Here is a 20726-nt window from a genome sequence, read left to right as displayed (position 1 = left end):
CCGAACCCGTATATAAGGTTCAGCGCACGCTTCTTTGTTTGCTTCCGTCTGTTTCGCCTGTTGTATTTGTTTTCAACGATTATTTGACGGCAATCATCTAACGATAGTTATTTGACAATCTGACAGAATTCAATGGTTTCGCCGTTCGGTCCGTATACGTTGAAGTAGCGGATGCCATGCTCCCAGAAGCTGTCGATATGCTGGATTTCGTTATCTTTGAAATTCAGCCCGAGTTCCTTCGCGTTTTCGAATGCAGCTTCGATGTCGGGAGTGTCGAATGCCCAATGGTTGATGGCACCAGTGGTCAGCGGAGCCGGATCGCCCTCCCACGTTTCGATGGTCAGATGGCCGTAACGCAGGAATGCACAACGATTTTCGCCGTTATGAAACAGTCCGGCCAGTTCGAAACCAAGCTTCTTCGTATAGAATTCGATGGTTTCGTCGAGATCCTTCGCCGGCATGCCGGAATGCTGCAGATCGGTAGTGAATTCAGACATTGCTTTCGCCATAAAATTACCTCCTGATAACGATGAATACGATTGATTTTCCCCTTTTGTGATTAGGATATGCGCTATGCGGCGATGTCGGCTGTGCATTTGCCGTCATGTCGTGATACTTTTTCGCTAATTCCAAGCTGTTCGGGACGAATAAACAACGTCAGCACAAAAGCAAGCACGCCTGCGGACCAGCCGCCAAACGCCGCGAACAAGCCATACACCGTGATTAGCAGCGACGCTTGGGAGGAGCTGAATCCTTAATCCACCATGAATTTGGAGAGGAAGGTAAGCTCGAAGCCATCGCCGGTCATGAAAATGACGACGGCAAGGAACCCCAGCATCAGCGTTCGCGGAACACCCAAACGCTCAAGCACGCGGATCATGTCAGGCACCAATCTTGACGACAGCCTTGGAAACGCCAGTGATCTTGCCGTCGAGGAAGTCTTGCACCTGCTCGAGTTCAAGCTCGTGGCTGATCAGGCCTCCGATGTTCATTTTGCCGGAGGAGACCAGCGAGATGGCATCGCGGAAGGTGAGCGGGTTGATGAAGGAGCCTTGGATGGTCAGCTGCTTCTTGTAAATGTCGTACGTATTCATTTCGAAATGCGCCTCCTGCGGGCCGACGCCGAACATCAGCACCTGCGCGCCCTTCTTGGCGGCGGCTACGGCCTGAGCTTGGGTCGCAGGAAGACCGACGGCTTCGATGATTACATCGTAGGAATCTTCCGGAATCTGTTCGCGGGTGGTGTTGTACGTTTCGGTGACGCCGAACTGCTCCTTGTTGCGCTGCAACTTTTCATCGAAAATGCCGGCAAGATCCACCTGATGCACGCCATACGCCTGCAGAAGCTGGGCGAAGACCTGCCCCATGAAACCGTCGCCGATAACCAACGCCTTCTGATACGGGCGAAGTTCCAGCAGATCGAGACCATGCACCGCGCATGAGACCGGCTCGACGGCAGCGGCGTCACGCAGGGAAACGTTATCTGGTAGCTTATAGACCACACTTGCGGGGGCGGTGAATTGTTCCGCCAGACCGCCGTTGCGGGTCACTCCGACCGCACTAAGATGGTCGCAGAGTTCAGGACGTTGCGTCAGGCAGAATTCGCACTGGCCGCAGTAGATGTTCGGGTCGACGGCGACACGGTCTCCCGGATTGACATTGGTGACGTCAGCGCCGACTGCAGCAACGATGCCAGAATTCTCGTGGCCAAGCACGATCGGCGGCACCGCAGCGGCCGATCCGGGGCGACCGTCATACAGGTCATGATCCGTGCCGCACACGCCTGCATATGCGGTGTTGATCAGCACTTCATTGGGTTCGATCTGCGGTGTTGGCATGTTCTGGATTTCAAATTCCTTGACACCGGTCAGTACAAGAGCTTTCATGATATGTCCTTTCCACTATAAAAGAAGTTCCGGCAGATCGTTCTGCCTGATGATTGAAAACTATACACTTTCTTAAATTCTTTTGCAAATCTCTTTTCATAAAGTTGTTTGCAAAGCGTGTGCCGCAGAAAATCAACGTTTTGTTTTTTAAAAAATCATCATCACAACATGCACATCATCATCGAAAACAGCCAGAACGGCATCTCACCGGCAGCGCAGCAACCATCGATCTGACATTGGCAGAGATGGTCCCGACATAGCAAGTCAACAGATAATTTCAAAGTGTTTAGAATGAGGTTATGAAGAACCCACCTTTGCACCGCTACGCAACCCGCCCAGGTCTCTATTTCACCGACGATGGTGGCGCGGACGCCGTTGTCCGCTCAGAAACAGCAGACCAAGTGTGGTTTTGCGTACTTGAACCACTTGACCAACCGAGCGCCTTCTATGCCGACGCCGCACGGCTGTTCAACGAACCCGGACTCACGTTCATCGATCAGGCCAAAAAACAGCGCATCTGCACCAGACGCATTCCCTCGCTCAATCTTCGCGAAACACTGTTCCGCATGGACGGTCCCAACTACGGACTGTGGTACGTGCACGTGCCGCAAGCATGGGACGGCATGCAATACGGATACCGCGTCAACGGCCCATAGGATCCCGATCATGGCGTGAGTTTCAACCCCTACAAGCTGCTGCTTGACCCATACGCCAAAGGCATCGAAGGATCGATGAAACTCGATCCAGGCGCATTCGCCTACGAATGCGAAATCGTCAACGGCAAGGTCAAGGGCTCCCCCTTCGGACCGATGAGCACCATCGACTCGGTAGGGCGCATGCCCGTTTCCGTAGCCATAGACGACCGCGCCATCGACAAACACGCAGGAGAACCCTCGCATCCACACGTTCCGTGGAGCAAAACGGTTATCTACGAGCTGCATGTCAAAGGCTTCACCGCCAACGCGCCATGGCTGCCCAAAGAACTTCGCGGCACCTACGCGGGCCTCGCACACCCGGCCACGCTCTCATACCTGCAGGATCTGGGCGTCACCTCCATCGAACTGCTGCCGATCCAAGCCAAACAATCGGAACTCTTCCTGCAGGAACGAGGACGCACCAACTACTGGGGATACTCCACGCTCGGATATTTCGCCCCCGAATCCTCATATGCCACCAAACGCTCGCAAGAGGCAGGAGCGGCCGCAGTACGGCAAGAAGTCATCAACATGGTGCGCGCATTGCACGAGGCCGGCTTTGAAGTGATTATGGATGTGGTTTACAACCACACCTGCGAATCAGGTCCCGAAGGCCCGACCATTTGCTGGCGAGGCCTTGACAATCTCTCGTACTACCGACGCACCAAAGACAAGATCAGCCGCCTGTACGACACCACCGGTTGCGGCAACACGCTTGATTTCACCAACACGCACGTCACCACGTTCGCCGTGGATTCGTTGCGCTATTGGGCCAAACGCATTGGTATCGACGGATTCCGATTCGATCTTGCGGCGACGCTGGCACGTCTCGACGGTGAATTCACCCGCTACCATCCATTCCTGTACGCTTTGCGCTCCGACATACTGCTCGGCAATCTCAAAATGATCATGGAACCATGGGATTGCGGCCCGAACGGCTGGCGCACCGGCGAATTCGGCATTCCTTTCGCGGAATGGAACGACCGTTTCCGCGATTGCACGCGCAAATTCTGGCTGACCGACGTGGATCGCACACGCAGCGGCGAATACGGCGAAATGACCATGCAAGACATGGCCACACGCCTATGCGGATCTTCCGACCTGTTCGCCACCGACCCCGGCCGCGGTTCGACCGCCTCCGTGAACTATGTGGCCTGCCACGACGGCTTCACCACCGCCGACCTGACCATGTACAAGAGCAAACACAACGAAGCTAACGGCGAAAACAACCACGACGGAACAAACGACAACCATTCCATCAATTTCGGGCATGAGGGCCCCAGCAGCGACCAAATCATCGTGCAGCAGCGCCAGCGTGCCACCATGAACCTGCTGGGCACGCTCTTACTGTCGTTGGGTACGCCAATGCTGCTCGCCGGCGACGAATTCGGCAATTCGCAAAACGGCAACAACAACGCCTACACGCAAGACAATGACATTACATGGCTTGATTGGGATTGGCTATACAGCACCGAGCAAACGCCGGAATTGAAGCAATTCAATCTAACGTCACGTTTAATCACGTTGCGGAAATCCCACGATTTGTACAGTCATGAGGATTTCTTCACGCGCCTGAGCAAAATCGGTTTGCTGAAGAAATCCGATCGCGTGCATTGGTATCTTCCGAACGGGCAGATGCCGGACGATTCGGATTGGACGAATCCTGCCGTACGCTCGTTCGCCATGCAGCTGCTCTCCCCCGACGAGCCTAGCCTGCTAATTCTGATCAACGGTTCCGACGAAGTCACACGTTTCCATCTTCCGAAAGGCATTGAATGGGAGATGGTCTGGTCTTCATCAGAGATCGTCGGCGAATATCCCGGTTTGGGAACGTCCATCGAACGGGTATCAGAATTCGACGCAGAGTCGGAAAACAAGCCGGCAGGTAGACTGCGCAATCATCTGCACCGCATCAATATGATGTACTGGCAGATGCAAGACAATGAAGCAAATCTGCAATCTGCCGACGATGGATTGTCGGAAGACGATCCGACATTGTGGACGCTCCCGGCGTTGAGCATCAGTGCGATGAGGCAGATGCCGACCGCCTGATTCCATCAAGCTCTGCCTGAATCGTTCGAATACCAAGAAACCCCTCGGAAAACGAATTTCCGAGGGGTTTCGAATAAAGCTTGCTGTAAGCTTTAGCGCTTCGAGAACTGCGGAGCGCGACGTGCCTTGTGCAGACCAGCCTTCTTGCGTTCCACGACGCGGGCGTCGCGGGTCAGGAAGCCAGCCTTCTTCAGGGCGGCGCGGTTCGCATCACGATCGATAGCGTTCAGAGCGCGGGCAACGCCCAGGCGGATTGCGCCAGCCTGGCCGGTGGTGCCGCCACCGTCAACGAGGACGATAGCGTCGAACTTGCCTTCGAGCTTGAGCAGAACGATCGGGGAGTTGACCTCACGCTGCAGCAGCTTGGCCGGGAAGTACTCTTCCAGGGTGCGACCATTGATGGTCCACTTGCCGGTGCCCGGAACCAGGCGAACACGGGCGACGGCTTCCTTACGACGACCGGTGCCGTAGCCCGGAGCGATGGTGGAAGTACCGGTGCCAGCGCCAGCGTTGGTCTCGGTGGTGTACGAGGTGAGCTCCTCTTCGGTCTCGAGAACCGCGGAGTCGTTGGTGTTTTCAGCCATGTTTCTTATCTCCCTTCGGTTCACTTAGCCTGCTGCGAGACCTGAGCGATCTCGAAAACCTGCGGCTTCATGCCAGCGTACGGATGCTCGGCACCGCGAACGATGTGGAGACGATCCAGCTGAACCTTGGCCAGACGGTTCTTCGGCAGCATGCCCTTGATGGCAGACTTGATGATGCGCTCGGGGTTGGTCTTGAGCAGCTGGGCGTAGCTATCGCGACGCAGGCCACCCGGACGACCGGAGTGCATGTACAGTTCCTTGCCCAACTTGTTGCCGGTCAGAGCGATCTTGTCGGCGTTGAGGATGATCACGTGGTTGCCGGAATCGGCGTGCGGAGCGTAGGTCGGCTTGTTCTTGCCACGCAGCAGGGTTGCCGCCTGAGTGGCGAGACGACCGAGCACCACGTCGGTGGCGTCGATGACGTACCAGTCGTGAGTCAGATCAGCTGGCTTCGGAGTGAAAGTTTTCACGATGTACCTTTTCTATATATTGTGTTCCGGACCATCCATCAGCATTACACGCGTTGGTTGGGCGCGGAATAATGCCGTTTTTCAGGTCTCATTATCCGTGGGCTCCCTGAAAGTCCTCGATGGCGAGTGGGAAAAGCGCTTTGAAGGACCCCGTAGGGAAACACAACAGTCTACTAGTATATCGCCTGCCTTGACATTCGGCAACACGAAAAACAAGGGTGTCCGCAGACCGTCGGACCTGTGGACACCCCATGGAATCGCCTATAGAAGATCAGCCACGCATGATGGCGGTGATCTCTTGCAGACGCGGTTCGTCGAAGAGCTTTTCGAGCGGCACCACGTTGCCTTCGCCATCGGCCAGCGGAATACGCCAATTCGGATACTCGTTATTGGTGCCCGGCTGGTTCTGCGTGCGCTTCTCACCGACCGCGTCGACGATGGAGGCGGCCATGAGCTTGCAGGGCGAACCTTTCAGACCACGGTACAGCGCGTCGACAATCTCGTTTTCGTTGGCGGCTTCGTCATCCAGAGCAGCCTTGTCGAGATAGCCCTCCTCGACCAGCATGTTCAGCATGGCATTGTGCTCGGCGGTTGCGGACTTCTGGAATTCCTCCACCGGACCGGACAGCAGGCCGAGCTGCTCACGCAACTTGACGTGGCCATATTCGAGGTAACCGGCCGCCGGAGGCATGTCATGCGTATTGACGGACGCCAGTGCGTACGGACGCCAATCCTTCGGAGTGCGGAACACACCGTCCATCTGTTCGAACCATTCCACGGCACAACCGAGAATGCCATGTTCGGACAGCGACTTGGACACATAGGCCGGCACGACACCCAGATCCTCGCCGACAACCACGCCACCAGCGCGGGAAGCCTCAAGCGCGAGAATGCCGAGCATGACATCGGAATCGTAATGCACATATGTGCCATCAGTGGCGGGCTTGCCTTCCGGAATCCACCATAGGCGGAACAGACCAAGGATATGATCGATACGCACCGCACCGGCATTGGCGAACATGTCATGCACCATATCCCGGTACACCTTGAATCCGGTCTGTTCGAGGGCGATCGGGTTAAGCGGCGGCTGGCTCCAATCCTGGCCCTGCTGGTTGAACATGTCCGGCGGGGCACCGACCGTGGCGCCCTTGGCGAAGCGTTCCGGATTCCACCACACATCGGATCCTGCCGGATGCACGCCGACGGCCATATCCGCGACGATGCCGATCTTCATACCGGCCTTGCGGGCGGCCTGCTGCGCCGCGTGCAACTGATCGGTGGCGACCCACTCAAGCCAGCGGTAGAACTCAAGGGTGTCCGGGAACTTCTCACGCAACTGCGCGACTTCTTCGGAATCACGGTTGTATTTGCGCACCCAATTATCGGCGTCGTCGGAGGGAGCTCCCCACTTGTCGTAGCACAGGCACCAGGTGGCGTAGGATTCGATCTCGTCTCCGCATTCGGCGAGGTAACGGTCGAATTCGGCCTGGCGAGCCTTGGTTCGGCCGGCCTTGTAGATGACCCACAGCGCATGCTTCTTGACGCGCCACATGGCGTCGCGATCGATCAGCCGCGCGTCGTCATTCAGCGATTCGACCTGCTCGTGCAGCGCATCGACTTCAGCCCTGTCCTCGTGGGACAGCGTGAGATATTCCGGCATGGACTCCGGACGGATGTAGCTGAAATTGATGAAACGGCGGGAAATCGGCAGATACGGCGATGGCGTCAGCGGAGGCACCGGCTCCGCGGCGTGCATCGGGTTGATAAGCATGAAGTCGGAGCCGGTCTTCTTTTTGGCCTCGACCAGCATGGTCTTCAGATCTTCGAAGTCTCCCACGCCCCAGGATCCCTTGGAACGGATGGAGTACAGCTGGCTCATCCACCCCCACAGGGAGCCGTTCTTCATATCATCGAGCAGTTCGATTTTCTCAGGAGCGCTGATAACGGTTGCAGTCTCCGCCTCGTTGCCGACAGTGACCTCGAGGGTGTGATAGCCTTCGGGCAGATCGGCGGGCAGGACGAGATACGACGTGAAGAAGAAGCTGCTATCAATCTCATGGGCGATTTTCTCACCGCCCTCATGGGAGATTTTGCCCGTGAATTGCTTGCCGTTTTCCAGCGTGATGGAGGCTTCCGGCACATCGAACATGCCGCCGTGCACCTCCACCTTGCTTTCCTTGCCCACGATATGCAGCACGGTGGGAGCCACCACGCGCGTTTCGCGTTCGGACTTGATGGATGTGATGGACTGGTTGATCGCCTCATCGTTGGAAGCGTCAATACCAAGCGCCTTGAGCACCGCCACCAGAACATCGTCTTCGATTTCGTGGTAATCATGGCTCATACCGACGTAGCTGGTGGCGACACCCACCAGCTTTGCCAGACGAATGAGCGGACGGGCGAGACGCGTTGCGTTTTCGGTCTGTTCTGTCATGGTTCCCAGTCTAGGACCAAAACATGCGCACCACGCGCAGGAATCTCATAAAAATGACAACGTATGCAATTATTTTTCCGCAAGCTGCCGTTGAGCGGCCTTCTGCACGTCGCTTGAAGCGTCCTGCGCCAACTGCTGGAGCATCCGATCGGAAACATTCGGATTCAAGGCGACGGCCCTGCGCACCATGGTCGCAAGCACCACCGGAGCGTCCGGTTCGACCTGCGTTCCCAACGAGCCCAGGAAATCAAGCGTGTCGGAATCCATGGTGGAATCTTCGGCGCCTTCAAGACGCATTTTCCAAGACGTACGTTTGTTGCGCAGCGCGGTGGCACGCACTTCGGGCGACTCATCCTTGGTCAGTCGGCCCACCAGCCAGTTCTTGTCATCGGCGTTTCCCGCAACGGCTTTGCGTACTTCAGGAGACTCGTCGGTGGAAAGCTTGACCAGAATGTTCGGGAACGGCATGGTTTCGGCAAGGAAGACGCGGTCCTCCACCGGCGTATGCGCGTTGCCGGCCACAGCCTCAAGCAATGCGGTGGCACGGGAGAACGCCGCCTGGTCGCTCCGGTCCGGCAGCGGACGTCTGGCGAACTCGCTTAATGCGGCGGAATCAGTGGAATGCCGGAGCCGCTCGTATGTGGCGGTCAACGGCTCGAAATCCACGGTCTCATCGGCGTTCGAGGCGTCGGCCTGCGAATCATTCTCATGCTGCTCGTTCTCATCACTCATATTTTCACCTTACGACACTATATGCATGCGGCTCACAACGTGAACTCATACTTTGACCGGACGGTTGGACGTGCCCACCAGTTGCGGAACGACCGTGGCGTTGAAAGTTTCCACAACTCGGGATTCGAAGACATTCGCCTGTTCCTGCGGAACCACCACAGTCAAGGCGATGCGGTCAGTGTACTGCGCGTCGGTCTGCTCGCCTTCCACCGTTGACAACAGATTCTGGAAGCTGCCCAACTGCGGATAATCAAGAGTTACCTGATATTCGCCGCACGGTACGATTTTCGCCTTGGAAGCAGCCTTGACCGCAATTGACGCACCTGTGGAATACGCACGAATCAGGCCGCCGGAACCAAGCAGGATACCGCCGAAATACCGTGTGACCGCGACCACGCAATCAGTCATTTCGTTTGCCCGCAGCACGTCGAGAATGGGCTTGCCGGCGGTTCCGGACGGCTCGCCATCATCGCTCATGCGTTCCGCAAGACGTCCATCGGATCCACCACACACCGCGGCATAGGCGACATGCCGGGCTTTCGGATGCTGGTCACGGATCGTCTGAACGAAAGCGAGCGCCTCATCCAACGAGCTGATATGACAGGCGTCTCCGATGAATTCCGATTTCTTTTCGACGAAGGCGTCGTGCGCCGGCCGATCGGCGGAATCGAGTATGGTCTGCATGCTGTTCAACCTACCTAACCTCACCGACCGCGCGCATATGCTGCTTCCCGGTTATTTTTTCAGACGACGACGTTGAATTCCTCCCCCTTGAAGAAGGCGGCGATGGATTGGACCACCTGCTTGGTCATGCCGATATACGCGCCGTCGGTGCGCCATGCGATGTGCGGGGTGAGCACGATGCCGGGAATCTTGCACAAAGGATCGTCGGCGGCAAGCGGCTCATGATCGAACACGTCCAAGGCCGCCGGAATGTCTCCGCGTTGAAGTCTTGCGAGCAGTGCGCCGGGTTCGATGACTTCGGCGCGGGCGGTGTTGACGAACAGGGTTCCCGGACGCAACGCGTCGAGGTTCTTCGCCGTGATGATGCCACGGGTGGAGTCAAGCAACGGCATATGCACGCTGACCACGTCTGAATTCGAGATCAACTCGTTCATGTCTTCCACCGGAGTGACATTCAGGTTCTCGAACACCTGTGCCGGCACGTGGGAGTTCCACGCGGATACTTTCATGCCGAAAGCGTTGGCGATGCCGGCCACGGTCTGCCCGATGCCGCCGAGTCCGATGATGCCGAGCTTCTTGCCGAACAGTTCGAAACCGTCGGCACCGTCCCAATCGCCTTGCTTGACCTGCATATCAAGCGCTCCGGCGTGCCTGGTCAGTTCCATGAGCAACGCCATGGCGTGCTCGGCGACGGCGTGATCGCCGTAATGCAGCACGTTGCAGACGCGGATGCCGCGTTCCTTGGTTTTCTCAAGATTGATGTAGCTGGCGACGCCGGTGCCTCCGAACGCATAGCACTTGGCGTCGAGCCTGTCGAGGATGGCATCGGCGCAGTGGAATCCGATGACCATGACGGCGTCGGCATCCTTGCAGCGTTCCACGATGGTGTCCTCGTCCAGTGTGAAATCCTCGTACATGCGCACGCGGGCCACGTTTTCGAGCATCGTGAAGTTCTGTTTGAACGGTCCGATCATCGATTCGATGACCACCGGCATGACCACCAGCGGCAAGTCGGTACGGTCCGGCTGGGTCTCGAAAACTCCATCCATATCTTTACCTCACATCACGAGCGGAAACGCTCCATACAGGTCGATTAACGAATACGAGGCATATTCTGCCACGGGAAACTACTTTCCAGATGAACCAGCTTGTTCTGCGGTGATGTTCCACTCTCGAACCACGTTCTGGTCCGCGCCCATGGAATAGATCACGTTCCAGATACGTTGTCTCTGATTGGCATCTTCTGTTTCGTTCCAACAGGCTCCATCCGGATGGTCGTCCGAAATCGGACACCACTGGTATTGGCCTTGACGCACATTGGCCGTCGGCACCCAATCGATGCGATTGACCCGCCATGAGCCGGCCACGCCTTTCTTGCCGGCGAATTGGACGCGGGCCGTCACGCCTTGGTTGTTGACCTCGTTGCCTGGAATGTAGGACGTGACCGTCACCGCGTTGCCCAGACCGTAGATGATCCATGTGCCGTTGTAGTTCTCAACGGGCTGCGCGCAGTGGCATCCGGCACCGTAGATGACGTCGAATGCACCGGTGTCGGCCAGCTCATGCGCTTCGGACTGCTGCCACGAGTCGGCGTAGTCAAGATATTCCTGCACGGAATGCATGGCGATGGCCACCACGTCGGCGCCTTGTTTACGGGCCTCTTTGGCTTTGGCCACGGCTTTGTCGATGTCGGCCTGATGGTTCGGATCGCCGCTCTCGCGCAGACGGTCGACGCGCCAATCATAATCGGGGGTTTGCGCGTTCAGGGACACGGTACCGGCGATCAGGCCCAGTTTGCCGCCACCGGTCGGGGAATCGATGACCAGCGGTTTGGTAGAGTCTTCCTCGGTCTTGTAGGAGCCCGTCTGTGCGATGCCGTCCTGGTCGAGGGTATCCCACAGGCGTGTGATGCCATCCGCGCCTTGATCCCACGAATGGTTCGACGCATGCGTGCATGCGCGATACCCCACCTTGGCGGCCGCGTCGGCGACCTCCGAGGGAATGTTGAACACCGGATACCCGGTGTAGGGGCCACCGCGAGGCGCAATCGGCGTTTCGAATTCGCACACCGCGATATCGGAGGCATCGATGTACTTGCGCATCGGTTCGAACAGACTGGTGAAGTCATAGGCCGTACCGTCCGTCGCCGCGGTATTGGGACCGGCGAAGTTGTCCCACAGACCAGGGTGGAACAGCAGATCGCCATTGACCATCATGGCGATGCAATCGGTATCCGGACAGTCCGGCGAATTGCCGTGATGTTCCTTCGGCTCGGCCTTTTTCACCACATGCTTTTTCTGCTTGGCCACGTCCATCTGCGTTGCGGCCCCCTGCCCGGCTTGGGACTGTGATGAATGCAAGCACCGCGTCAGGAACCACCCACCTACCGCCAGCAATACAACAAGCACGACGGCTGCGACGATGGCCAGCCTGCGACGCCCTGCAACCAGCACTTCCGGGTTGCGGGCATGCACCGCCTTGTCCCTGTATCTCATGGCACTCCCCCTGTTTCTTCTCATGCTCCACATCACTCTCAATGTTCAAGATTACCTGATGGCCCCGTACGCCATATGCCAAGACGCACGCTTCCTTTACCGTATTTGAGCCGTACCGCGTCTAATGCCGCTTCCGCACCGCGTAGCCGTTCCGATTGGGTCGACGGTTCGGTATCCGTTCCACGACCCCGCTGCGCCTCGTTCTGCTCTTCAAGCATGTCATCAAGCGAAAGCTGAACCGCCGCATCCGCCGCTTCGACCAAACCGCCCGCGCTCATGCCGGCAAGTCGCACCGGTCTGGTCAAGGAAATGGCGTCGATAGAGCTTTCCGGCATGCCCATCATGGCCAGCAATAATGCGACACATTGCGGATACAGCATGCTTGCCGCATCCGTCGGACAGTCCAGCGTATGTCCTTTCGTCGCATAGCTCAAATCCGGGAATCGCAGCTTCACCATGACCTTACGCGCCATCAACCCTCGTCTGCGCAGCGTGCCGGCCACATCATCGCAACACCAGCGGAGCATGGATGTCACCTGCCGCATGTCTTGGGTGTCCTTGTCGAACGTGCGTTCCGCGCCGACGGATTTCCCCTGCGCACGCGGTGCGACAGGGCGGTCATCCAATCCGCGTGCCGCCATGTACAACCCGCGCGCGCTGATGGCTGACCCCGTCGCCTGCTCAAGCGATTCCATGCTCATCTTCGCCAAGTCAGCCACGGAATCAACGCCCCATGCGTTCAGTCGTTTCTCCAAGGACGGACCGATGCCAGGTATGCCACGCAACGGCATCATCTGCACGAATTCGGCATGTCTGGCCACGGGGATCATGAGCATGCCATCCGGTTTGGCATTGGTCGAAGCCATTTTGGCGACAAGCTTGTTCGCCGCGATGCCGACGGAACAGGTGATGTGGTACCGTCTGGCGACCTGATCGCGTATCCAAGCTCCGATGGCGCGGGGACTTTTCCACCGCAGCAGCGCGCCGGAGACGTCCATATAGCATTCATCCACGGAAACCTGTTCGATGCGATCGGTGACGCGGGAGAACACCTCTGTGAAGATACGTCGGGACATCTCACGGTAGTAGTGGATGTCCACCGGCAGAAAGACGCCGTTCGGGCATAGTTTTCTTGCCCGGGAGCTTGCCATCGCCGAATTGATGCCGTATTTGCGTGCCTCATAGTTCGCCGCGGACACCACGGAACGGTTGCCGATGCCGATGATTACCGGTTTGTCGGCGTATTCCGGATGCCGCGCCACTTCGAGGGATGCGAAAAAAGCGTCCATGTCGATATGCAGCACCGTGCATCCGACCTCATCGTGACCCCAGTCACGTTTGGCCGCTGCGATTCTTGGTGCCGTGCTCATGATTCCATGATAGACAACGATTCGGCAGTTTTGGAACAAATGTTCGAATATGGCGAAACCTGCGGGCATACCGGCGTGTCGCATATCAATGAGACCGCTCGACACGGCTCACGAGTTCGAGTCCCACTGACATCACCACACGTTTTTCTCTCATTTTTTCACAATATGGTGTTTCGCACGCGGATAGATGCTATAGTTACATGCTGTTGCGTCGTAACGCAACAGTGGAGTCATGCCTGAGTGGCCGATAGGGGCACCCTGCTAAGGTGTTAGTCGTGTTTAGCGGCTCGAGGGTTCGAATCCCTCTGACTCCGCCTTGAGGGTTTTCGGAGAAATCCGGAAGCCCTTTTTTTCATGCCAAAACGGCGGAATACCAACGATTTCAAGACATACGGCGCAAACAGAGAATGTACGGAAATGTACGCCAATGCCAACATTTCCGGTACCCAGCAAGGTACCCGAGTTGGGTACCCAACAAGACAGCCGACGACTGCACTGCAAATAGGCCATCGTGTCGGCAATGGTCATGAGCGGGGGTTCAGTCTTCCTCATAATCACCCCCGTTCACGCTCACCGCAACGTCCAACAATTGAGACGCCACATCCGACGGAATCCACGCAGACACGCCCCTATACGGCGAAACGTCCGGCCTAGAACACTTCAAACAGCTCCTAGCCTGCACAACGCCGAACAGGGTCTTTAATGGCCCGAGCCTCCGCGAGATGCCACCGACGAACCAGACGACGGAAACGGTGAAAAGTCGGATAATCAGTCTCGAAATCCTCCTGCACGTGCAACGGCAAACCATTATGCGACAGGGACGATCCACAAAGACCGTCCCTGTTTACATATCAGCATTTATACATCAACGGCATGCCGTCACAGGCCGAATGCTTTTCGATCCGTTTCGGTAAGCCAATCCGTCCGCATGCCCGGTTCTTGGCACAAATGCATGGCGGGGCATTCCTCACCGATGCAAGGATCCCATACAGGAAGCGGCGTTCCGTCACGGTCCGTTCCGTTGGGATCGCCATTGGCGGCGAAATTGGTCCAGTACAGCCCCATTCGCCTTGCCAGATCGTAATGCCATCCAACGAACGGACGCCAGCATTTCGCAAGGCTTCCAAAGGAGAACCACAGATCGGACGAGTGGAAGGCTCCGGCATCATCCCCCAGCATGGCGACATCGAAATGATAGTAGTATGGCGCGGTCCCACCGCTTGCGGTCCATTTGCGAATCAGCGTGAGATTGCCGAGCTGGCCGACATGCACAGGCTTCCCATCTTCAGTCGAAGCGATGAACTCATTGGTCGTGTTGCCGACCAGCATGTCGACGTTGTTGGCCTTGCAGCCCTCGACGATACGCTCCTCCTGATCGGGAAGGAACAGGCCGTCCACGCATGGCACCCAATTGACGATCATCGACCAGTCATCTTCACGTCCGCTGTCCGGTGGAACAGGCAGGGACTCGGCGGCTTCCAATACCGTTCGGGCCGGGATTGCACGGGCCTGCTCCAGCGTGGAGACACCCAATGCTTCGAACAGACGGATTCCGTTGGCCTGCGCATGCTCCAGCGTGTCCTGCCGCGCATTGAAATACCCTAAGCCTGCGCCGGATTGCATGATGGCTTTCTGAAACAGGCCATGATTCATCGGCGAGCAGATCTGGGCCAAGACGCTGGCGGCACCGGCCGATTGGCCGAAAACCGTGATGTTTTCCGGATCTCCGCCGAACTTCGCGATGTTTTCCTTCACCCATTGGATTCCGGCACGCTGATCCAGGAATCCGAAATTCGCATATGGTTCGCCGTCGCCGCGTTCTACGGCCTCCTCATGAAGCAAAGGGTGCGTCATAAACCCAAATGCATTCAGGCGATAGGCCACACTGACCACAACGACGCCGTTCGCGGCGAGATGCGTGCCGTCGAATTCCTTTTCAAATGTGCCGCCACATTGATAGGCTCCGCCGTAGATCCAGACCATGACCGGCAGCTTTTCGGAAGTTACCATGCTATCCGCGCCATATCCGCGTAATGCCGGAGTCCAAATATTCAGGTAGAGGCAATCCTCGCTCATCGGCACGGCCGGATCGGTGCCCCATTCACGATCATAGAAATCATCGGAGGCGCCCGGCGTCGGCTGCATCGCGGTAGGCCCGAAATCGAAGGCTTGCAGCACACCATCCCATGGCAAGGCCGGCTGCGGCGCACGCCAGCGCAGACCGCCGACGGGAGGCTGGGCGAACGGGACTCCTCGGAACACGGTGATGCCCTGATCCTCAGCCGCCAAGCCTTCGACAGTTCCTTGCGCCACTATGACCTGTCGCTTCATTGCTCTCTTTCCTTCGTATTCGGCGTCGAATACGCAAAGTCGTAAAAATCGGCGATTCCACCGGTCTCTTTTGTCGAATACAGGAACAATCCGATACGGCAACCTGTGAAATGATCCATTTTGAAGATCATCCGGTGCGCTGTCCCCAATGGACACCATTCGGATTCCGGCGTATCCGCATCGCGGTAGAAGAACGTCACTTCATCCTTGCAATCGGTGAAATCATATACCGCGCGCAGACGCATGCAATCCGCATCCGCCATGATTTCCGCATCCGTTACGGCTGGACTGTCCCAATCATTATCGGAGAAGATGGAATCGTCATTCGCCGGCTTGTATTGGACGGTCAGCATCGTGCGGCCGTTCCTTCGCGTAAGCGCGATGTAGGAATAGCATCCTTGGAACGCCGCCAATCCGGCGAAGTCGCCATCATGCAATGTCGACGCGTCGACGGTGACTTCGGCCACCGTCACCGGCCCCATCGTGCGCTGCGTCAGCGTGTTCCATGCATGATTGAGATTCGAGCTGATGCGTCCGGAATGCAGGCGGAATGCTCCCGGACGTTCCGTCAGTGACCAGTATTCGTTATGTGAGATGTGATTGAACTGCCAGTATGGCTGCAGACAGTTGGCATCGACTCCGCCTTCGGCGTTATACCGGGCTATGAATTCGCTGCCGTTGATGGGCGTGACAGGTTCGGCACAGCTTGCAGCCGGCACGCTGACCGACTGCGGCACTTTGCCGTTCTCGCCGACGACGGGGAATCCGTCCTCGCCGAACCGCATCGGCATCAGTATCGGCACGCGTCCCACACCGCCGCGGTCCTGCATCATGAATGCATACCAGTCGCCGTCCGGAGTGTCCACCATACCGCCTTGCGCGACTCCGTAACCGTGGAAGGACAGGTCGTCTTCGATAATTTCACGCACTTCGAAAGCTCCATCCAAGGATTCGGCCATCAAGCAGGCTTCTGTTTTGCCCTTGCCTTGCGGGAAGTGACAGGTGAAGACGTAATAGCGTCCATCATGCTTGTACAGGTGACTGCCCTCATAACCAAGGTCAGCCTGCGGATCGTCCTGCACGATGACCCGGTCGAGCCCACCCGGCATCGGCCCGCTTAATTCAGGATTCAACTCCGTGATGCGCAATGTCGACTGCCCATGTACGACATAGGCTCGATCATCGTCGTCAAAGAACAGTCCGCTGTCGTAATAGAAGCCGTCAAGCTCACGCTTTCGCCATGGGCCGCATGGATCGTCCGCCGTCAGCAGATAGCTGGTATGCGTATCGTTGGCGGCGAACAACACATACCAGGTGCCCCGATGGTAACGCAGTGACGGCGCCCACATGCCTCGACCGTAGGCGTTGGCACCTTCACATTCCAAACGTTCTTCAGGGGTATCCGCCACGATATTCAATGCGTGCGCAATGAATTCCCAATGCACTAGGTCATAGCTGCGCAGAATATCGCACCCGGGTGTGAAATGCATAGTCGTAGTGGCCATGTAATACACGTCCCCGACCCGGATGATGTCTGGATCAGGAAAATCCGTGTAGACCATAGGATTAGTTGAGGTAATCATCATTCATACCGATACTTTCCGCTCAACGCCAGCATGGCGAAAGCATAGAGGAAGTTGTCATAGTAACGACGCGTGCCGGTTCGCATCGGCGTATTCCACAGCATGCGCACCCATTCACGGGCATTATGCTCCGCGTCGGGCTGGGCCGAATGCACCGCCGCAAGTGCGCCTTGCGCGGTCGCGGCCAGGAATCCGACCGGATGAAGCACGACCTCGTCCACGGCGGTGCCGTCGATGGCGTAGACGCTAGTACGGTCGTGGGTCAGGAAGAATCGCTGCAGCGCGGCGACGCGGTCGCACAGCACTTCCTGCGGACCGTTCCAGGCTGCATCCAGTCCGATATTCGCCGCAGTACGGTAGGCGTCGGAATAGAAATGCCAATGATTGGACTCGTCGACATGCGGCTTTCCGTCATAATCCGCGTATTCAGCGTTCATGCCGGTCCGCTCGTCGCAGGCCGCCTGCAGATAGCGACGGCTTGCGGCGGCTGCCTCATGCCAAAATGGACGGTCTTCTTCGTCGGCCTCTTCGGCGAATACTTCATAGAAGTGCGGCAGATGGTAGGACGGATCGCTCCACTCGGTTTCCGGAATGAACTTGATGAGCTTGTTGTCGGGATTCCACATGGGCTCGCCGTCGTAGCGTTCGCCCTTATGAACGCAATATCTCAAGATCTCGCGTCCCCATGCGGAATATTCGTAGATATCCTCGCCATCACCCCAGCGACGGGAGGCGAGGAACAGGTCCATCGCGAAATATTCCTCGCCGTCAGGTGCAGGACCATTCGAGTTCGGCGTACCGTCCGGCGCGACCGACCATGCGAAATAATGCGCATGATGACCGTCCTTCATGTACATGTGACGCATTACCCAGCCCCACAGCTTGTCGAATACGTCCTTACGGTCGTATTGCAAGGCGATCATCATCGCATAGCTCATACCCTCGGTACGTACATCGTTGTTGCCGGTGTCCATCACATAGGCAAGACCTTCGTCGTTCTCCCAATAGAATTTGTTCGGACCTTCGAAAATTTCATGCCAGACCTGTGACACGCGCTTATCGATGGCGTCCTGGGCATATCCGCACTGTGCGAACATGGACTCGCCCAATGTCTTGTTGGTATCGGTTGCATTTGTCATATCAGTTGTTCCATTCCCAAATTCGGATGTGATTCTCTCCGGAGACAAGACCATTCAACGCCCCGGCCTTGCGTTCCGTTGCCGTCAAGGCTTGTCCCAGCAAGTCGGTGTCCAGCACATAGTCACTGCCATCGGGCTGTTCATAGCGTTCCTCCACGATGCGAGGCACGCCGAGCATATCGCTGGTGACGACCTGCATTCTGGTATCGGTGACGGCCTGTGGCACAGTGCACTGCAGGTACAGTCCATCGGGTTCTTCGACCAATGTCACCGGCATGGGCTCATCACATGCAACGCTCGTGGAGGCGGTGCCGCCGAAGAACGGGGCGTCCTCCTGCATGCGCTCCGAATCGTCGGCCGCACCTTCCTGCTTGTTCAGCCCCTGTGCGCCGGACAGATAGATGTTGCCGCCCGCGTATAGAGACTGCAGAGGATTGCGCTCGCCACCACCCTGCGAAGGATCTGCCCACATGGCCCGCTGGCGTTCCAAGTATTCATGCATCGACATCGGGCAATCGCTGTAGGCGGACAAACCATATTCACCGACGGTCGGTTTCACCGGTTGCGGCGCGAACATGTTGTTCAGCCAACGCTCATCGCCGCCGGATACCACAGCGCACCCGGCCACCTCGGTGGTGTGCGGATAGTGATACGGCGTGGAACGGTCGGGGACGGTATGCGGTTCAATGCCGCCGCAAATCAGATTGTTGACGAAGGCACCACCTTGCGACCAGTTCTGGAACATCACCGGCGAGGCAAAAACGTTATTGTCCACCAGATACGGCCCATGACTCACTTCAATCATGAGGTCACGGACGTTATCGTGGAACACATTGCGCGTGATGCGCGTGCCCTGCGTCTGCCAATCCATCCACATGCCCAGCGAGCAGTCGTGGATGTTGTTGTTGGCAATGACCGTATCCAATGCGGCATGGAATTTGATGCCAGCGACCTCCCATCCGAAGAATTCACGCTTCAACGCAATGTGATGGACATGGTTATGCTCGATACGGCAGAATGCGCTGCCCATATGTCCGACGATGGCATTCTGTCCGCACTCGTAGATGTCGTTGTTGCGTACGATATGACCGCCGATCAGCCCCTTTTCCCAGCCGATGCGACGGGCCTTGAACACGGCCTCCAACTGGTACTGGTAACCGGTCTTGCGCTCGGTTTTCGCCCACTCGTTGTCGCCGGATGAGATTTCCTTGCCCAATGACACCGCGGAGAATTTGGCGTCATGCAGCACGTTGTCTTCGATGATCCAGCCATACGACCAGTTCGGGCCGATCATGCCCCACTGCTGCGAGGTAGGCGGCGCCCAATCTCCAGTGGCCTGCGCCATTTCAAAGCCACGCACGGTGATGTAGTTGACATGGTTGCGGGAAGGGAAGAAGCATGTGCGACGAACACTGACCTCCACCAGTTCCTCATTCGGATCGGCACCTTGGAAATTCGCCCAGATCGTTGTGGTGCCGGCATTTTCGTCCACTTCGGCATGCCATACATAACGTGTACGGTCCACATCCGGCACGGGGCAGGGAATCTTCAACGCGAAATCCTCATCCGTATCACGCGGCTGCGGATCGTATACGCCTTCCAACGTCGTCGATTCGAAGAAGGAAACACCGTTGAGATACACATCGCCAAGATGTTTGTCCGGATCCTTGCCGAACTTGGGCATTTCCAGCCAGTCACCGAAAATCGGGGTCGCGAATGGATTGAAATCCCCGAACATCGTATTATCAAGCACCACCGTCCACACATGCGGATGATCGGCCAATTCCGTCCAGCCCTGCACGCATTCCGAGCCTTTGATAACCGGCCGTGCTTCGCCTTCGGCTCCGCAGTAGGTGATGCGCTCATGTTCACTCAGACCGCCGCGTCTCGGATTGACTTGTTCGCGGTATACGCCTTCATGCACGATTACCGTATCACCCGGAGAGGCCATCTGCGCGGCCTTGGAAATCGTGGCGAACGGATGCTCCGTGTCGCCGCACGCAGCATCGTTGCCGGTTGGTTTGACATGGTATTCAAACTTCATTGCTGCATCTCCTTATCCAATATCGGATGTGGGAATACAAAGTCTTTCTCCCTTAGCGACATGCACGAACACACATCTTCATGTTTCGTAAATGCTTTAGCATTTCAGCCAAAGCACTGTTTGATTATATGATTTGACTTTCAAGAAAGTCAAATCGCTTAACTAAATGCTTAAATTTTTTGTTACGAAAGTTCTATATGCAACTATTTACGAAACTTTCGAATAGA

General features: G+C 56.9%; 14 protein-coding genes, 1 tRNA gene and 2 pseudogenes. 2 read left to right on the top strand and 15 right to left on the bottom strand.

Annotation, left to right across the window (positions count from 1 at the left end):
- Nucleotides 1-107: 107 nt before the first annotated feature.
- From BAD_RS01680 to BAD_RS01675, 3 genes and pseudogenes are all read right to left on the bottom strand, one after another.
- Entirely contained in the window at nucleotides 108-509 is a 402-nt protein-coding gene (locus tag BAD_RS01680; RefSeq protein ID WP_003807935.1) for a VOC family protein, read from the bottom strand.
- A 158-nt stretch (nucleotides 510-667) separates the two neighbouring features.
- A pseudogene (locus BAD_RS08765) lies at nucleotides 668-880 on the bottom strand (cytochrome C biogenesis protein CcdA); the annotation flags it as partial.
- Between the two features lies 1 nt (nucleotide 881).
- Complete coding sequence (locus BAD_RS01675) at nucleotides 882-1886, bottom strand: zinc-dependent alcohol dehydrogenase family protein (RefSeq protein WP_011742817.1); 1005 nt, start codon at nucleotides 1884-1886, stop codon at nucleotides 882-884.
- 299 nt (nucleotides 1887-2185) lie between these two features.
- Here BAD_RS01675 and glgX point away from each other — a divergent pair.
- Nucleotides 2186-4633, top strand: a pseudogene (glgX, locus tag BAD_RS01670) (glycogen debranching protein GlgX).
- A gap of 92 nt (nucleotides 4634-4725) precedes the next feature.
- On the opposite strand, the gene rpsI reads toward glgX, so the two are convergent.
- The 8 genes from rpsI to dinB all read right to left on the bottom strand — a co-directional run bounded on the left by rpsI (nucleotide 4726) and on the right by dinB (nucleotide 13402).
- A complete protein-coding gene (gene rpsI / locus BAD_RS01665) occupies nucleotides 4726-5217 on the bottom strand; it encodes a 30S ribosomal protein S9 (protein WP_003807930.1) in 492 nt (163 codons plus the stop codon).
- Nucleotides 5218-5237: 20 nt separating this feature from the next.
- The gene (gene rplM / locus BAD_RS01660) at nucleotides 5238-5687 is read right to left on the bottom strand and encodes a 50S ribosomal protein L13 (RefSeq protein WP_003807927.1); all 450 of its coding nucleotides are present in this window, start codon (nucleotides 5685-5687) and stop codon (nucleotides 5238-5240) included.
- A 271-nt stretch (nucleotides 5688-5958) separates the two neighbouring features.
- Nucleotides 5959-8121: a 4-alpha-glucanotransferase gene (gene malQ, locus BAD_RS01655; protein ID WP_041777242.1), complete on the bottom strand. Its 2163-nt coding sequence runs from the start codon at nucleotides 8119-8121 to the stop codon at nucleotides 5959-5961.
- Nucleotides 8122-8190: 69 nt separating this feature from the next.
- Nucleotides 8191-8853: a hypothetical protein gene (locus tag BAD_RS01650; protein ID WP_011742813.1), complete on the bottom strand. Its 663-nt coding sequence runs from the start codon at nucleotides 8851-8853 to the stop codon at nucleotides 8191-8193.
- 45 nt (nucleotides 8854-8898) lie between these two features.
- Nucleotides 8899-9537 (bottom strand): IMPACT family protein, encoded by a 639-nt coding sequence (locus tag BAD_RS01645; RefSeq protein WP_003807921.1) that lies wholly within the window; start codon nucleotides 9535-9537, stop codon nucleotides 8899-8901.
- A 59-nt stretch (nucleotides 9538-9596) separates the two neighbouring features.
- The gene (locus BAD_RS01640) at nucleotides 9597-10586 is read right to left on the bottom strand and encodes a D-2-hydroxyacid dehydrogenase family protein (RefSeq protein ID WP_011742812.1); all 990 of its coding nucleotides are present in this window, start codon (nucleotides 10584-10586) and stop codon (nucleotides 9597-9599) included.
- A gap of 78 nt (nucleotides 10587-10664) precedes the next feature.
- On the bottom strand, nucleotides 10665-12032 hold the full coding sequence (locus tag BAD_RS01635; protein WP_229037194.1) for a CapA family protein: 1368 nt from the start codon (nucleotides 12030-12032) through the stop codon (nucleotides 10665-10667).
- A gap of 38 nt (nucleotides 12033-12070) precedes the next feature.
- Nucleotides 12071-13402 (bottom strand): DNA polymerase IV, encoded by a 1332-nt coding sequence (gene dinB / locus BAD_RS01630; RefSeq protein WP_050731441.1) that lies wholly within the window; start codon nucleotides 13400-13402, stop codon nucleotides 12071-12073.
- A 226-nt stretch (nucleotides 13403-13628) separates the two neighbouring features.
- Here dinB and BAD_RS01625 point away from each other — a divergent pair.
- A tRNA-Ser gene (locus BAD_RS01625) sits at nucleotides 13629-13716 on the top strand.
- A gap of 565 nt (nucleotides 13717-14281) precedes the next feature.
- On the opposite strand, the gene BAD_RS01620 is transcribed toward BAD_RS01625, so the two are convergent.
- The 4 genes from BAD_RS01620 to BAD_RS01605 are packed head-to-tail and all read right to left on the bottom strand — an operon-like array spanning nucleotide 14282 to nucleotide 20499.
- Nucleotides 14282-15733 carry a carboxylesterase/lipase family protein gene (locus tag BAD_RS01620; protein WP_011742809.1) on the bottom strand — a complete coding sequence of 484 codons (1452 nt, stop codon included), beginning with the start codon at nucleotides 15731-15733 and terminating at the stop codon, nucleotides 14282-14284.
- Entirely contained in the window at nucleotides 15730-17319 is a 1590-nt protein-coding gene (locus BAD_RS01615; protein ID WP_041777241.1) for a glycoside hydrolase family 43 protein, read from the bottom strand. Before BAD_RS01615 ends, BAD_RS01620 begins: the two co-directional genes overlap by 4 nt.
- Complete coding sequence (locus BAD_RS01610) at nucleotides 17316-18455, bottom strand: glycosyl hydrolase family 8 (RefSeq protein WP_004220042.1); 1140 nt, start codon at nucleotides 18453-18455, stop codon at nucleotides 17316-17318. The genes BAD_RS01615 and BAD_RS01610 overlap by 4 nt, the downstream gene beginning before the upstream one ends.
- 1 nt (nucleotide 18456) lies before the next feature.
- On the bottom strand, nucleotides 18457-20499 hold the full coding sequence (locus BAD_RS01605; RefSeq protein WP_011742807.1) for a right-handed parallel beta-helix repeat-containing protein: 2043 nt from the start codon (nucleotides 20497-20499) through the stop codon (nucleotides 18457-18459).
- Between the last annotated feature and the right edge of the window lie 227 nt (nucleotides 20500-20726).

This window comes from Bifidobacterium adolescentis ATCC 15703 (assembly GCF_000010425.1).
GTDB classification, from domain to species: domain Bacteria; phylum Actinomycetota; class Actinomycetes; order Actinomycetales; family Bifidobacteriaceae; genus Bifidobacterium; species Bifidobacterium adolescentis.
This window is presented reverse-complemented; position numbering and strand designations above follow the sequence as displayed.